At 50.1% G+C, this 13,280-nt stretch carries 13 protein-coding genes; 5 read left to right on the top strand and 8 right to left on the bottom strand.

The window, feature by feature from the left end; translation table 11 throughout:
* Positions 1 to 7 precede the first annotated feature (7 nt).
* Genes NGM62_RS17275 through NGM62_RS17260 form a run of 4 tightly spaced genes read right to left on the bottom strand, consistent with a single transcriptional unit; the run spans position 8 to position 3,603 of the window.
* Positions 8 to 385 (bottom strand): hypothetical protein, encoded by a 378-nt coding sequence (locus NGM62_RS17275; protein WP_262249533.1) that lies wholly within the window; start codon positions 383 to 385, stop codon positions 8 to 10.
* On the bottom strand, positions 378 to 1,145 hold the full coding sequence (locus NGM62_RS17270; RefSeq protein WP_262249532.1) for a hypothetical protein: 768 nt from the start codon (positions 1,143 to 1,145) through the stop codon (positions 378 to 380). Before NGM62_RS17270 ends, NGM62_RS17275 begins: the two co-directional genes overlap by 8 nt.
* Positions 1,142 to 1,855, bottom strand: coding sequence for a hypothetical protein (locus NGM62_RS17265; protein ID WP_262249531.1), 714 nt, complete (start codon positions 1,853 to 1,855; stop codon positions 1,142 to 1,144). The genes NGM62_RS17270 and NGM62_RS17265 overlap by 4 nt, the downstream gene beginning before the upstream one ends.
* On the bottom strand, positions 1,852 to 3,603 hold the full coding sequence (locus NGM62_RS17260) for a HEPN domain-containing protein (protein WP_262249530.1): 1,752 nt from the start codon (positions 3,601 to 3,603) through the stop codon (positions 1,852 to 1,854). Before NGM62_RS17260 ends, NGM62_RS17265 begins: the two co-directional genes overlap by 4 nt.
* A gap of 120 nt (positions 3,604 to 3,723) precedes the next feature.
* On the opposite strand from NGM62_RS17260, the gene NGM62_RS17255 reads away from it, so the two are divergent.
* The 3 genes from NGM62_RS17255 to NGM62_RS17245 all read left to right on the top strand — a co-directional run bounded on the left by NGM62_RS17255 (position 3,724) and on the right by NGM62_RS17245 (position 6,183).
* Positions 3,724 to 3,945 (top strand): helix-turn-helix domain-containing protein, encoded by a 222-nt coding sequence (locus NGM62_RS17255; RefSeq protein ID WP_262249529.1) that lies wholly within the window; start codon positions 3,724 to 3,726, stop codon positions 3,943 to 3,945.
* 4 nt (positions 3,946 to 3,949) lie between these two features.
* On the top strand, positions 3,950 to 4,768 hold the full coding sequence (locus NGM62_RS17250; protein WP_262249528.1) for an SGNH/GDSL hydrolase family protein: 819 nt from the start codon (positions 3,950 to 3,952) through the stop codon (positions 4,766 to 4,768).
* 65 nt (positions 4,769 to 4,833) lie between these two features.
* A complete protein-coding gene (locus tag NGM62_RS17245; protein WP_262249527.1) occupies positions 4,834 to 6,183 on the top strand; it encodes an FAD-dependent oxidoreductase in 1,350 nt (449 codons plus the stop codon).
* Positions 6,184 to 6,194: 11 nt separating this feature from the next.
* On the opposite strand, the gene NGM62_RS17240 is transcribed toward NGM62_RS17245, so the two are convergent.
* The 4 genes from NGM62_RS17240 to NGM62_RS17225 all read right to left on the bottom strand — a co-directional run bounded on the left by NGM62_RS17240 (position 6,195) and on the right by NGM62_RS17225 (position 7,903).
* Positions 6,195 to 6,932, bottom strand: coding sequence for a hypothetical protein (locus NGM62_RS17240; RefSeq protein ID WP_262249526.1), 738 nt, complete (start codon positions 6,930 to 6,932; stop codon positions 6,195 to 6,197).
* Positions 6,933 to 7,082: 150 nt separating this feature from the next.
* Entirely contained in the window at positions 7,083 to 7,262 is a 180-nt protein-coding gene (locus NGM62_RS17235; protein WP_315975878.1) for a DUF4197 family protein, read from the bottom strand.
* 39 nt (positions 7,263 to 7,301) lie between these two features.
* Positions 7,302 to 7,715, bottom strand: coding sequence for a type II toxin-antitoxin system VapC family toxin (vapC, locus tag NGM62_RS17230; RefSeq protein WP_262249525.1), 414 nt, complete (start codon positions 7,713 to 7,715; stop codon positions 7,302 to 7,304).
* Positions 7,712 to 7,903, bottom strand: a complete 192-nt coding sequence (locus NGM62_RS17225) for a type II toxin-antitoxin system VapB family antitoxin (RefSeq protein WP_262249524.1) — start codon at positions 7,901 to 7,903, stop codon at positions 7,712 to 7,714. The genes vapC and NGM62_RS17225 overlap by 4 nt, the downstream gene beginning before the upstream one ends.
* 255 nt (positions 7,904 to 8,158) lie before the next feature.
* On the opposite strand from NGM62_RS17225, the gene NGM62_RS17220 reads away from it, so the two are divergent.
* Both NGM62_RS17220 and NGM62_RS17215 read left to right on the top strand, forming a co-directional pair.
* Positions 8,159 to 10,684, top strand: a complete 2,526-nt coding sequence (locus tag NGM62_RS17220) for an ABC transporter permease (RefSeq protein ID WP_262249523.1) — start codon at positions 8,159 to 8,161, stop codon at positions 10,682 to 10,684.
* Positions 10,685 to 10,762: 78 nt separating this feature from the next.
* Complete coding sequence (locus tag NGM62_RS17215) at positions 10,763 to 13,204, top strand: FtsX-like permease family protein (RefSeq protein WP_262249522.1); 2,442 nt, start codon at positions 10,763 to 10,765, stop codon at positions 13,202 to 13,204.
* Positions 13,205 to 13,280 lie beyond the last annotated feature (76 nt).

Below are 13,280 nucleotides of genomic sequence, written 5' to 3'. Positions count from 1 at the left end.
TTCGATTTTAACGTTGTTTATTGTTTGATTTGTCCTTGTCTTCCATCACCTCCTTAATCCGGTCTTCCAGAACAGCTTTGTGCCATTCATCCACCATCTTCTTCGCAGTTTCTTCTGCGTCTTTCGGATTGGCCAGAACGGCCTGGATGATTCGTTCGCCGTACTCTCCGTACTTTATCAGGATCTCTTCCGACTCCACCTGCGCAATGACGTATTCGAGCACGAACGTATTCGCCCAGCGTGTGGGAGAAAACGGATCACACATGTATTCGGCTATCGATACATGGTCTATGAAATCCTGAACGATTTGTTCCGGACTTAATTTAAAGATGTCACACACCTGTTGGAATTCGTGTGTGATGTTTATGTTTTCTAAATTAGTCATGGTCAAAGTAGGGTTTTTGAATTTGTTGATAAATTTCTTCGAGCCTTTCGCGGTACGCGTCAATGCGGTCATCGAGGTTACGATAAAAGAGGTAACGTGTTCGAAACTCTTGTATGTCCCACAGAAAGTACTCCTTAAAGGACTGGGAGCTTAGGTATTCCTGATTCTGTATATTCCCGTATCCGTCCATCACTCGAAGAAAAAAGGCCATGGCGGGGTTATGTTCTTCTTGTTTTAAATGGTATCGCGCATAAAACTCAGCATAGGATATCCGCAGCATCACGGCGTTCAGTAATTCCGTTGGCGTACGTTGGAAGAAGAGGGACATACATAAAAATTCTTCACTTAAGTTGATCCTCGTTTCCTCGTCATAATAAATCACCCCTTTAACGTCGAGCCCCTTTTCATATATCTGTAGGAGTTCACCAGCAAGCACCTTTACCTTATTCCTTCGTGTAGGAAAGCTGTAATTACGGTTAGTGGACGTTTTGAGCACCTGCCGGAACAGTTTCAGGAAGCGTTCCTTTTGACCGGTTGATAGGTGCTTTGCAGGTTCAATTTCCTTTTCACCGAGTAGCCGATTCGCCCCCAAAAACGCTTTTGTTGCCATATCGAACTCCGAGATGTTGTGCATGTGCATATGAGCATAGCTGAAATGATCGACCATCAATTGTAAAAAATCAGGAACTGCCATCCCCACCAGTTCGCAGGAAATTTTGCAGTCTCTTGGCACATCGATAAATTCTGTTTCAACTTTCATGATAGTTCATCGAATTTTTGGCAAACGAAATCTGTTGCCTCTTCCAAGTCTACCCCCGGATGCAGTACGTAACGATAACTATAACTCCGTCGTTTTGTCCGCTTCAAAGGAGCTTTTCCTTTACGCCCAACTAGCTTATGAAGTTCCGTTTTGAAGTAAATCGGGTCTATTATATTTTCTGACATACGGTCGAGTAGCCTATAGAGTTCCTGTGCTTCAATTGGTTTGTCGAAAAGACCTCTCGTCAACATTGTATACAATGCATTTAATGACTGTTGTTGATAAATCATTACAGAATTCTTATACCTGTATTTACCAATTTCCGGATCCTCTTCGCTGAGTTGAAACAAGGTTATGCTTTCAAATTGGCTCTTGTAACACTCCATCCGATAGAAAACCGTCTCACCTGCCTTCCAAATATGCATTTCATGTCGCAGTTCGTTTTCTCCGTGATGTTGGGGTTGAATAAAAGATGCATGATGGAAAACCTTGCGTAACTGCTGGTACAACTCTACCCCCATATCGAACCGTTTAAACCGCTCTAGGTTTGCCACGAAATCATCATCCTGACCAAGCAGAAAAGACAGTTCCTGTGCAGAATACCCGCGACTCAGTCGGTTCAGCATCATGCAGTAGATGAAGCTGGAATACGTGAGCGAGCATTCCGTGGAAAACACGCTCACCTCATTGTCGCCAAACAATACACTCACGCCTTTATCTCCTCTCCGATATGCTGCGCCACCTTCCCCTCCAACTCCTTTACCACCTCCTCGCAAATTCCTTCAAAAAATTGCACGATTTCTTTCGCCCGATCTTTATAAAACGGTTGCGAGGCACTCGATAGACCGATCTCGATGTTTTGCCACCACACCGCATGTGGGGTTAAGATCAAACGCATACGAGCTGTTTCCATGTCACTGGTGGGATATATAAAATCCAGCAGTTTCCGGCCTGTTACCCCACTCCAATCAATCAACTCCGATAAATCCACCCCATAAGGCACAAACCCCACCGCACACCGCAAATAGGTGTTGACCCCCAGTTCCAGCAGGTTTCGCAGTAATAAAAAGCAAGTGTCGAGCTTCAGTTCGGGAGCGTTTTGGATAAGCTCATTCAAATTGCCCATACAAGCCTTGGCGTTCCGCCAGGTTTTCTCGACCCGCTCATGCTCGGCTTTCCAGTCAATATCTGCAAGGTCAAAAGATGGTTCGAAAGTTGATTTCCTACGCAATACCCGCCCTTTCGTCCACAGCGTATGGAAAAAACGGTTGCCTTCCGCCAAGTTCTTCTGTACGGTTTTCGTATTGAGGTATACCACCATCGCACTAGCCTCCCCCACCTGCATCGAGCGGAAATGGAATGGCCCTTTGTTGTTCATCAACACCACGAGGTAAAGTTCCACTTTCGATCCTCCTTCACTGTCCTCCCGCTCTTCCGGCCGAAACAGGTAATTGCCCGAAAAACCACCCGTATGATAGTTAAGCATCACAATCTGTTCGGGGTTATGGCTTTGACGGATTTTCTCCAACAGCTTATTGACATCCCGCTTGTATTGCTCCGGCCACGGAAAGCCACTGAAATCGTCGCACACCAATTGCGTTGCCGGAGCCGCCACCTGCTCTTTTGCGGGCTTTGCCAAGACCGGTTCGGCTGGCTTTTCCACCTCCTTCGGCAATTGCTCCCGATACGTATTGACCCGCGACACCATAGACGCCACCATCTCATCCATCGCGGCCTTCGCTTGTTCGCATTTATCCACCAAAATGTTAAACTCCTCTACTTCGATATCAATCGACTCCCCCTTCTTCGCCTTCGTATAACTTTGATCCAGCAGGCGGAATAAATCAACCGATGGGCTATCGTATGGGAAAATAGCCTGCAACTGCGGCAGTACCCCCCGCAAACCCTTCATCAGGTGCTCGACATTATGTGATTTCCCCCCATTCATACCGGCGGTGGCCTGGAACCCTTTTAACCGCAGTTCCAAGAATTGGTGTAGCATAAACGTCGCTTGCCCATAATCGCCTTTGGCAACAAAGTTCTCCGCACCTCCGCGGAATTCATCCGACCCCTTACGGCATTTTTCATAGTTGAGCTCCGCGAGTTCCAGCAAGCCGGTGATGGTTTTATGCGAAAACAGCGGGTTTCCCTTCTTGGAAGCGGCATACAGCTCGTGCTGCGGCAACGAGGCATAGGTGTAATACAGGCTTCCCTGCTTTAGCTGGTTCTGCCACTCGCCCGTAAGCACCAGATCGAACGGGATTTCCTCACCATCCGAAAGGCATAATGATACGATGGGGGCCATCGTCTTCGGCGCAATCCCCTTTACCGGGTTCACGATCAATAGTAGATGTGGCCGCTCTTCTTCCAGATAGGGGTAAGAAAACAGGAAAATACGGTGCAAATCCATGCGTTGGGTCAGCCGCTCCACGAGTTGTTGGTTGATGATTTCTTTCATAATAAGTTATTGTTTGTATAGATTTTCAATACAAACGTAAAGACATTGTTTCAATAAAACAAATAATTGTTAACATTTTCTATACAAATAGGATATTTACCTGAACAAACGACTAGGAATATGACACCATTAGGCGAAATACTGGCGAAGCGGTCGGTCAACAAATCGATGGTTGCCCGGCGTACCGGACTAAGCAAAGCGCGGATGAATGAACTGACGTTGACACCGACAGCCAAACTGCGGGCGGATGAGCTCTACCTCATCGCGAAAGCTATCGATATGGAACCGTGTGATTTGTTAACTGCGCTTTACGGGCATTTGATGCTGAAAGAAAATGAATAATTCCATGAAACATCTACTTTTATTTTTAGTTGCCGCTTTGTTTTGCTGCTCCTTCGGCCAACCCCAGCAAACCTGGCTCGCCCTCGGCGATTCCATCACCTACCTGAACGAACATCCCGACGAGACGGATCACCGCATCACCAAAGGGTACATGACACTCGTCACAGAAAGACACCCCCACCTCCGCTACATCAACCAAGGGCACAACGGATGGACGGCGGTAAAGATTGCCGAGCAAATTGAGAACCTCGGACTGGTAAAGGCCGATTATTATACGGTGTTCCTCGGCACGAACGACTGGTGGGCGGGGCTGCCCCTCGGGTCTATGGCCGACTACCGGAACAACACGGGTACCGGTACCACCAGCGGTGCCTTCCGCATCATCACCGACAAGCTCAAGCAGCTGAACCCCGATGCGCCCATCATCCTCATCACACCCATGCAGCGGGGCGATTTTGTGTATATCAACGACTATAAGAACAACGCCTGGGGCTCGTACAAGCCAAATAGGAACGGCCAGTTACTGGAACAATTCGCCAACACCATCCGAGCGATCGGTCAGGAAGCCGGGTTCGAAGTGGTCGACCTGTACCACCACCCCAAGTTGAAGCTCAATAAACTGGTGAAGTTCAAGTGGCTGAAAGCGCCAGGGGCAGATGAGTACCGCAAATACCGGTATCCGGCGTATACAGAAATCCCCTTCAACCCCGAGGCCGACGACTATCCCTACCCCCAAGCGGCCATCGACATGACGTACGATGGACTGCATCCTTCGGACAAAGGGTACCGGGTAATTGCCGACGAGCTTTCAAAACATTTCTAAGCGGTTAAAACTATTTGACAGCTCACGGGTATATAAACTGACCACTATCTTAACGGGTAAGCAATATGGAAACAAAACAGCACGTCAAGAACCTGATCATCGGTTTCGGCAAGGGCGGAAAAACCCTCGCCGCGTTCCTCGCCAAACGGGGCGAATCCGTGGCGCTTGTCGAGCAATCGGCCAATATGTACGGGGGGGCCTGCATCAATATCGCCTGCATACCCACCAAATCACTCATCGTGGAGGCAGAGAAGGGCACCAACTATCCGCGTGCCCATGAAATCAAAGACCTATTGACCGCCACACTGCGGCAAAAGAACTTCGAAAAACTGGCCAAGCTGGAAAACGTGGAAATCATAACGGGAAAAGCGGCATTCAGATCCCCACACGAGGTAGCCATCCAACTGGCAGCGGGCGGGGAAACCCGGTTCGAAGCGGAACGTATCTTTATCAATACCGGCTCACAGCCGGCCATTCCGCCAATCGAAGGGATGGACTCCGAAAAGGTATTCACCAGTGCGGAGCTGATCGCCCAGGCGGGCAAGCCCGAAAAGCTGGTCATCATCGGCGGTGGCTTCATCGGACTGGAGTTTGCCGATATGTTTGCCAAGTTCGGCACGGAGGTGACCGTGCTGGACAGGCGCACACGATTCCTTCCGGACGAAGACGAGGACGTCGCCGGCGAACTTTTCAAAATCCTCACCGATAAAACGATTCGCATCCTAAATGATGTCAACATCGAAAAGGTGGAAGATGTGAACAACGAGCTAGTAAAGGTTCATTTTACACACGTCGGGCAACGAAAATCCGTGGAGGCCAATGCCGTGCTCCTGGCCACGGGCCGGAAACCCAATACCGAAGGCTTGAATCTCGACGCTGCAGGCATCCAAACAGACCAACGGGGATACATACAGGTCGACCGCCAACTGAAAGCCAACGTGCCGCACATCTGGGCAATCGGCGATTGCAACGGCGGTCCGCAGTTTACCTACATTTCGCTCGATGATTTCCGAATCATCCGCAACCAGCTTGCCGGCAACGACCAATACACCTCGTTGAACGACCGGAAACCCTATCCGACCTGTGTGTTCGTCACTCCGCCCCTAGCCCAGGCCGGCCTGCGCGAAAAGGAAGCACGGGATCAGGGATACGACGTGAAGATTCTTAAAATTCCGGCGAGTGCCATCCCGAAAGCCGCCATCTTAAACGAGCGGCGCGGCTTGCTTAAAGCGGTGGTAGACGTAAAAACCGGACGCATCCTGGGCTGTACATTATGCTGTGCTGAAGCACATGAAATGATCAACACCGTGCAGCTGGCTATCCATGCGGGTCTCACTTACGATACATTGGCCAATATGATCTTTACACACCCCAGCATGACCGAAGCGTTGAATGATTTATTTGCCGCTGGATGATCCTTACCCCGTTATTTATTGGGCAATTCGTTCATCAGCTGATTATAGATGTTTTCAAATGTCTCCCAATCCATACTTTCCTCCGTATCGGTGACCAGCCAAAGCAACGTTTGAATTGTATCTTCGAGTTCATCATAGGCTTGGGTAGTCGTACCATCGACCCAATAGTCCGAAATCTCAATCTTTTTACGGCTAAGGTCATTCACCAACCGCTCCAAGAGTTTGCTATTCGTTAACGGCCCGAATGTATAAACGGCCTCTGAGTCGGCAGCATCCCTGCTAGCATTTCCACAGTAAGTATGTAGCGCAAAACGTATGGTCGTCTCCGGCGGAAGGACAATAGTAGTTGTTCCCAGCACCACCCCATGCTGATATTCGGTAGTTTCAGACACCAAAATCAGTCCGCCTGGAAGCGTAATCGTTATCGCTTGGTCTTTTTCGTTCCGAAGAGCAACGCATAGGGTTACAAAATACCCACTACCAATATGCTTTACTGCATCAGCACAGTCGTCCCCAGTTATTGTTCCATCCACAATAACGCCATCCGGAAGCCGGAATGGGGTGCCTTGCGGCGTACCGGAGACCTCTCCGAAGCCGGTAATGTTACCGATTTCAGTCTCCAAAGCCGCGTCATCTTCCGGGACTGGATCCTTATCTTTACTACACGACATCACGGTAAAACCAATTGTTAGCATTACCAGAACCGACATAAAATGGCGCCGGCGGATCTTCATCATTACGTAATTCATGATCATTTTTTTAGATAGACAAATTTCCCGCAAGATAGCTGCTCACAAGCCACACCTGCAATACCTATTTATAGGTATTTATACCCAATGAAAGATGCCCTATCCCGGCAATCGTATCTGTTCACGGTCCCGTATCCGACCTTCCAGAGGCTAATCAATAGCGCCAAACACCTTCTTCAAAAGGGAGGTAGTACGGAACACCGAATTGTCCCGGATGGCACTTTCTTTCTCGGCAACCATCTTGAATACACCGCTGACGGTTTCCTGCGTAACGTAGCTGTTCAAATCCGTTTCGATGGACTGCTTGGTTATGCCGTTATATTTGCTGATGAGCTATTCCCAGATTTTGTCCGCCATGAATGGATTCCATTAACGAGGAACAGACCACACGGATAATCCACTGTGTCCTACCATCAAATCAAAATCCGGATCGCTGTGCACGAGCGGCACTGCAAACCATATAGCGAAATATGCGATTAAACAATCATTGCTTTTACGAACGGTGACACCATGTTTTCGCAACGACCGGAACAACTCCGCCGCTCCCACGGCCGCTTGATAAGCAGGAATCTCCAATAGTTGGAAATAGGAAAGTGTTTCTTTGATTTGGCTATATTTATTATCGTCAAGTACGCCTTGCAAAATTTCTTGCAGAATAGTAGGGGTAATGAGCACTTCCGCGTCTTCAAGAATGTACGTCTCCAATAGTTCCGCCTCAGGCGTATTTTTCTTATTAAGGAAATTAATCCACACCGAAGTATCAAAGATCAGCGGTTCTCTCATACACTACGCATCTGTTCCAAATCACCCTCCCATGTGTCCGTTCCCCGCAACGATAATAGCTTCTTACGCTTCAACGAGGCAACGTATTGTTTCAACGCTTCATGCACTACATCTTTTTTGGTTCGCAGTTTACTGATTTGCAGGGCCTGTTTGACCAATTGGTCATCTAATTCGATATTTGTACGCATGTCATTACTAATTAATGTGTAAATATATTCAATTTTATACACATAGCGAAATGTGTAGGTATTTCAGGATAGTCATGGCTCAAATCGATTGTCCGTAAGTGAACAGCAAGTGTTCGATATCGAACACTCGGACACTCCACTGTATTTTCATTACGCTCATTATCAATGTATTGATTTTTTGGCGTCAAATCTGTGTTTCCTTTACGGAATAAATAAAGGCTCCCGGGCCATCAGGCCCGCACCCGAAAAGATAGTATGCAAAACACCATAAAAACCACCTTCCGCCACCTGTGGCGCAACCGCCTCTTCACGGCGCTAAATGTACTTGGCCTCGCCATCGGTATCAGCGCGTGCTGGGTGGTGTACCGTATTGTGGATTACGAATTGAGCTTTGACAAGTCGCACCCCGATGCCGAACATATCTACCAGATCGTGGGCCGGTTCAAAGCAGATGGGCAAGAAAGTGGCTTCGGTGGCGTGCCGTTGCCGCTGGCGCCGTTACTTTCGGAGGGGATTTCCGGTGTGGAGCTGGTGGTGCCGATATACGACGAATACATCGAAACACTCACGATACCACCTACGGGCGACCGGCCGGAGAGAAAAGTGGAAGACCCGCAAATGGTGGCTACCCTGCCGGCTTATTTCGATATGGTGCCTCACCGTTGGCTTGCCGGCTCGAAACGAGACGCCCTCAACGCTCCAGACAAGGTAGTGCTTACCGAATCGCGTGCCGCGGAATACTTTCCCGGCATGAAACCGGAAAACATTCTCGGCAAGACGCTCATGTACGATACGGTGGCACGGAACGTAACGGGCGTAGTTGCCGACCTCGACTACCCCAGCAGTTTTGAAGAAAAGGAATTCATAGCCGTACCGGCGGAACAATGGTCGTCCGACAATTGGCTGGGGTCCAACTCCGCGCATATCGTTTTCGTAAAAGTGACCCCGGGTTCATCCATCCAGCCCATTGTGGATTTTGCCACAAAAACACGACTGGAGTTTGCCGGAGAATCGCAGCGGGAATACGGCTTCGAGGCCTGGTTTGATGCTATTCCGCTCACCCAAAAACACTTTTCGGGCGAATACGCCACCAGCTCACGGTCGGCCAGCATGAACGTATTGTACGGTCTCATGGGCATCGGGTTTTTCCTGCTCATCCTGGCCTGTATCAATTACATCAACTTAAGTACGGCGCAGGTTCCCCAGCGCGCCAAGGAAATCGGTGTGCGCAAGACGCTCGGTGGCACGCCCGGAGCGCTGATCGGCAGCTTCCTCGTGGAGACTCTGGCCATTACCGTAGTAGCCTTGCTGCTGGCCATTCCTTTGACCGGCTTGTTTATGGCCATGTTCCCCGAATTTATCCCGGAAGGTATGCAGGCCTTTGCTAACCCCATGGGATTGATAGCCTTCCTTGCATCGCTGCTCGCCGTCATCACCCTAGCTGCAGGCATCTATCCAGCCTTGCTCATCACCAAAGTGCGCACGGTACAGGTGCTGAAAGGGCAGGGCGAGAAAATGATCGGGGGAGCGCGGCTCAACCTCCGGAAAACCCTCATTGTCTTCCAATTCGTTATCGCACAGGTGTTCATCGTCAGCGCCCTCATCATCGGGCAGCAGCTCAACTACACCTTGGATAAGGACCTGGGGTTTACCCATGATGCGGTGGTCAATATCCAGATGCCCTACCGGTCGGACCAGGGCGGAGACATCGACCCCTTTATCTACAAACGCGCACTGGCGCAGCACCCCGAAATCGTAGCCATCGCGTTGGGCCATGAGCCACTGAATAACAACCACTGGGGTACGGGCTTCTACTATAACGCCGACACCGGCCGGGTACAGCTCAATATGCCCCGCAAATACATCGATGCGGACTACCTCGGCCTCTACCAGCTAAAACTACTGGCAGGCACCAACATCCAGCAGACCGACACCCTCCGCGATATCATCATCAATGATGCGGCCCGTAAGGCATTTGGCTTTACAACACCGCAGGCCGCCATCGGCCAGACGGTTTCCATGATGGGCAACGTGCAATACCCCATTGTCGGAGTCATCGCCGATTTCCACCAGAAAGATCTCCACGTGGAAATCGAACCACTCGCATTGGGGGCCTCCAACAAACGAAACAACCTGCAAACCTTCAATATCAAGCTACCGGCCGACCGTACACAATGGAAAAAAACTTTTGCGACAATGGAAAAAGAATGGAAGGCCATCTATCCCCACGCGCCTTTCGAATACCGGTTTAACGATGAACGGATAAAGCGCCTGTACGAGTCCGAATACCGGATGGCTAAACTTATCGGATTGGCCACCGGCGTGACCATCTTGGTGAGCTGCCTCGGCTTATTCGGCCTGGCCACGCTCACGGCGTTCCAACGCACCAAAGAAATCGGTATCCGCAAGGTGCTGGGGGCAACGGTTTCGGGCATTGTTGCGTTGCTCTCCAAAGATTTTGTAAAGTTAGTGTGTTTGGCCATCGTCATCGCCTCANAAATCGGTATCCGCAAGGTGCTGGGGGCAACGGTTTCGGGCATTGTTGCGTTGCTCTCCAAAGATTTTGTAAAGTTAGTGTGTTTGGCCATCGTCATCGCCTCACCCATTGCGTGGTGGGCGATGAACCGGTGGTTGGAAGATTTCGCCTACCGCATCGATATCCAGTGGTGGATGTTCGCGGCGGCCGGAGTAGCTGCGGTGGTTATCGCGCTGCTTACCGTAAGCTGGCAGGCCATACGGGCGGCGGTGGCTAATCCGGTGGAGAGTTTGAGGGATGAATGATTTGTTGGATTAAAGATAAAAGAAGAACAAGGAATAAAGACAGGCCAGTCTAATGTCTGTTGTCTAAAATCTAGTGAAATGATTAACAATACGTTCAGAACCACACTCCGCCACCTGTGGCGCAACCGCCTTTTCACGGCGCTAAACGTCCTTGGACTCGCCATTGGCATCAGCGCCTGCTGGATTATCTTCCGCATGGTGGATTACGAGTACAGTTTCGACAAACAACTTCCCGCGGCCGATCAGATTTTTCAGCTGGTTAATAAAAGTCGTGATAAAGACGGACGGGAAGGTGGCTTCGCTGGCATCGAAAAACCGGTAGTCAATGTCTTGCGCCAGGATGTATCGGGCACGGAATTGGTTGTCCCTATGTTTTACAAGTACTATAATACGGTATCCGTACCGGCAGCGCAAGGGCAAACGCCCATGGTATTTGACCGAAGTACCGAACAGGTGACCACCCTGCCCGACTATTTTGATCTCATCACTTACCGATGGCTGGCAGGCGATAAGGGGACCGCGCTCAACGCCCCCGATCAGGTCGTGCTTACGGAAAAGAAAGCACAGGAATATTTCCCCGGCTTGGCGCCGGACCAGGTATTGGGGAAAACCCTCATTTACGATGACACCCTGCATAAACAGGTATCGGGTGTTGTAGCTGCCCTTGATTATCCCAATAGCTTTAATGGGAACAACACCGAATTTATGCGCATAAGCGAAGCCGACCTGAACGACGGGCATTGGGGCGGAATGAGCTCTAACGACCTCGTGTTTGTGAAGGCGCTGCCCCACACCAATCCGCAGGGTATTGTCGATCAGGTGAATGTGTTTTGTCGGAAATTCAATGCCGAGCAGTTTGCCAAATACCATCTTGAACGCTGGTATGAACCGCTACCCTTGTCTGAAAGGCATTTTGCTACTAACTACGGTGCGCAGACACGCACCGCAAATAAGAACGTATTGTACGGGCTGATGGCAGTAGGGGCCTTCCTCCTAGTACTGGCCTGCATCAATTACATCAACCTCAGCACGGCTCTCCTGCCCCAACGGGCCCGCGAAATCGGCATCCGCAAAACCCTGGGCAGCACCGCAGGCACACTGATCCGGCATTTTATCGGTGAAACATTTATGGTAACGCTACTTGCGCTGGCCCTGTCGTTTTTTCTCACGTTCCTTGCCAGCCGGTTATTTTCGGCATTCCTGCCGGAGGGTATGTTCGATTATCTAGATTATAGCAGCACGCTGCTGTTTACACTGCTCCTTGTTGCCGCGATCTCCTTGCTTTCCGGACTTTATCCGGCTTTCTTATCCACACGCATCAGCACGGTCAACGTGCTGAAAGGCCAAACCGAAAATGTCGTCGGACGAAATCGGCTGTCGCTCCGCAAAGGCCTGATTGTCGCCCAGTTTCTGGTGGCCCAGGTATTCATCGTTTCCGCTGTCATCATGGGGCAGCAAATCCGATACACGCTGAATAAAGACCTGGGGTTCGATAAAGAAGCCATTATCACGGTAGATGTGCCCTATAAAGTCTACAACCGCCCCGAGAATAAGGACAAGGAGTTTGTGCTGCTCAATGAGCTGAAGCGACTGCCCACGCTTGCCGATGTGGCGCTAGGTGACCGCCCGATGGATAATCGCATGGTGAGCAACGTGTATAGCTATTTCCGGGATACCGTTGAAATCCAACAAGCGTTGCATATGAAAATGGCCGACACGGATTACATCGGTCTCTACGGAATGGAACTACTTGCCGGCCGTAATTTCCGTACTTCAGACACGATAAACGAATTGGTCATCAACAAAAAGGCGGTGGACGCCTATGGTTTTTCTTCGCCGGAGGAAGCCATCGGTAAGTTGCTGGTACTCCCCGCCAACGGCAACACCTATCCCATCGTAGGGGTAGTGGACGACTTCCATCAGATGGGGCTGCGGGCAGCAATTCCACCGTCGGTCATTACTTCTGCCAAAAACCGCCTGCATACGTTCAACATCAAACTACCCAAAGAGCCCAGCCAATGGCAAGGAGCTATCGGTGCCATTGAAAAAGAATGGAATAACGTGTATGCCGGCGTTCCATTTGAATACCGGTTTTATGATAAATTCATCGAGGAGTATTACGAAGGCGACCGTAATACCCAAACACTGGTGCGCGCCGCCACCGGCATCACCATCTTTATCAGCTGCCTCGGGCTTTTCGGCCTGGCCACACTGATGGCATTCCAACGGTCGAAAGAAATCGGCATCCGTAAGGTTCTAGGCGCTACGGTATCCAGCATCATTGGCTTGCTTTCCAAAGATTTCGTGAAGCTGGTGCTGGTAGCCGTGTTGATTGCCACCCCCATTGCGTGGTGGGCGATGAACCGGTGGTTGGAAGATTTCGCCTACCGCATCGATATCCAGTGGTGGATGTTCGCGGTGGCAGGATTGGCTGCCGTGGTCATCGCCCTGCTTACCGTAGGCTGGCAGGCGATAAGGGCAGCGGTGGCCAATCCGGTGGATAGTTTGAGGGATGAATGATAACATAAAAATGAAAAAACAAGGAATAAAGACAGGGATTTCGCTTTTAAAGTTTTAGCACCTTTTCACGGTATTT

Source organism: Parapedobacter soli (assembly GCF_025460835.1).
Lineage (GTDB): Bacteria > Bacteroidota > Bacteroidia > Sphingobacteriales > Sphingobacteriaceae > Parapedobacter > Parapedobacter soli.
This window is presented reverse-complemented; position numbering and strand designations above follow the sequence as displayed.

Bases quoted from the DNA above. Each gene is read 5' to 3' on its own strand.
- NGM62_RS17225 (WP_262249524.1), bottom strand. From the start codon at position 7,903: ATGCGTACAAATATCGAATTAGATGACCAATTGGTCAAACAGGCCCTG.
- vapC (WP_262249525.1), bottom strand. From the start codon at position 7,715: ATGAGAGAACCGCTGATCTTTGATACTTCGGTGTGGATTAATTTCCTT.
- NGM62_RS17275 (WP_262249533.1), bottom strand. From the start codon at position 385: ATGACTAATTTAGAAAACATAAACATCACACACGAATTCCAACAGGTG.
- NGM62_RS17270 (WP_262249532.1), bottom strand. From the start codon at position 1,145: ATGAAAGTTGAAACAGAATTTATCGATGTGCCAAGAGACTGCAAAATT.
- NGM62_RS17245 (WP_262249527.1), top strand. From the start codon at position 4,834: ATGGAAACAAAACAGCACGTCAAGAACCTGATCATCGGTTTCGGCAAG.
- NGM62_RS17240 (WP_262249526.1), bottom strand. From the start codon at position 6,932: ATGAATTACGTAATGATGAAGATCCGCCGGCGCCATTTTATGTCGGTT.
- NGM62_RS17215 (WP_262249522.1), top strand. From the start codon at position 10,763: ATGATTAACAATACGTTCAGAACCACACTCCGCCACCTGTGGCGCAAC.
- NGM62_RS17250 (WP_262249528.1), top strand. From the start codon at position 3,950: ATGAAACATCTACTTTTATTTTTAGTTGCCGCTTTGTTTTGCTGCTCC.
- NGM62_RS17255 (WP_262249529.1), top strand. From the start codon at position 3,724: ATGACACCATTAGGCGAAATACTGGCGAAGCGGTCGGTCAACAAATCG.
- NGM62_RS17260 (WP_262249530.1), bottom strand. From the start codon at position 3,603: ATGAAAGAAATCATCAACCAACAACTCGTGGAGCGGCTGACCCAACGC.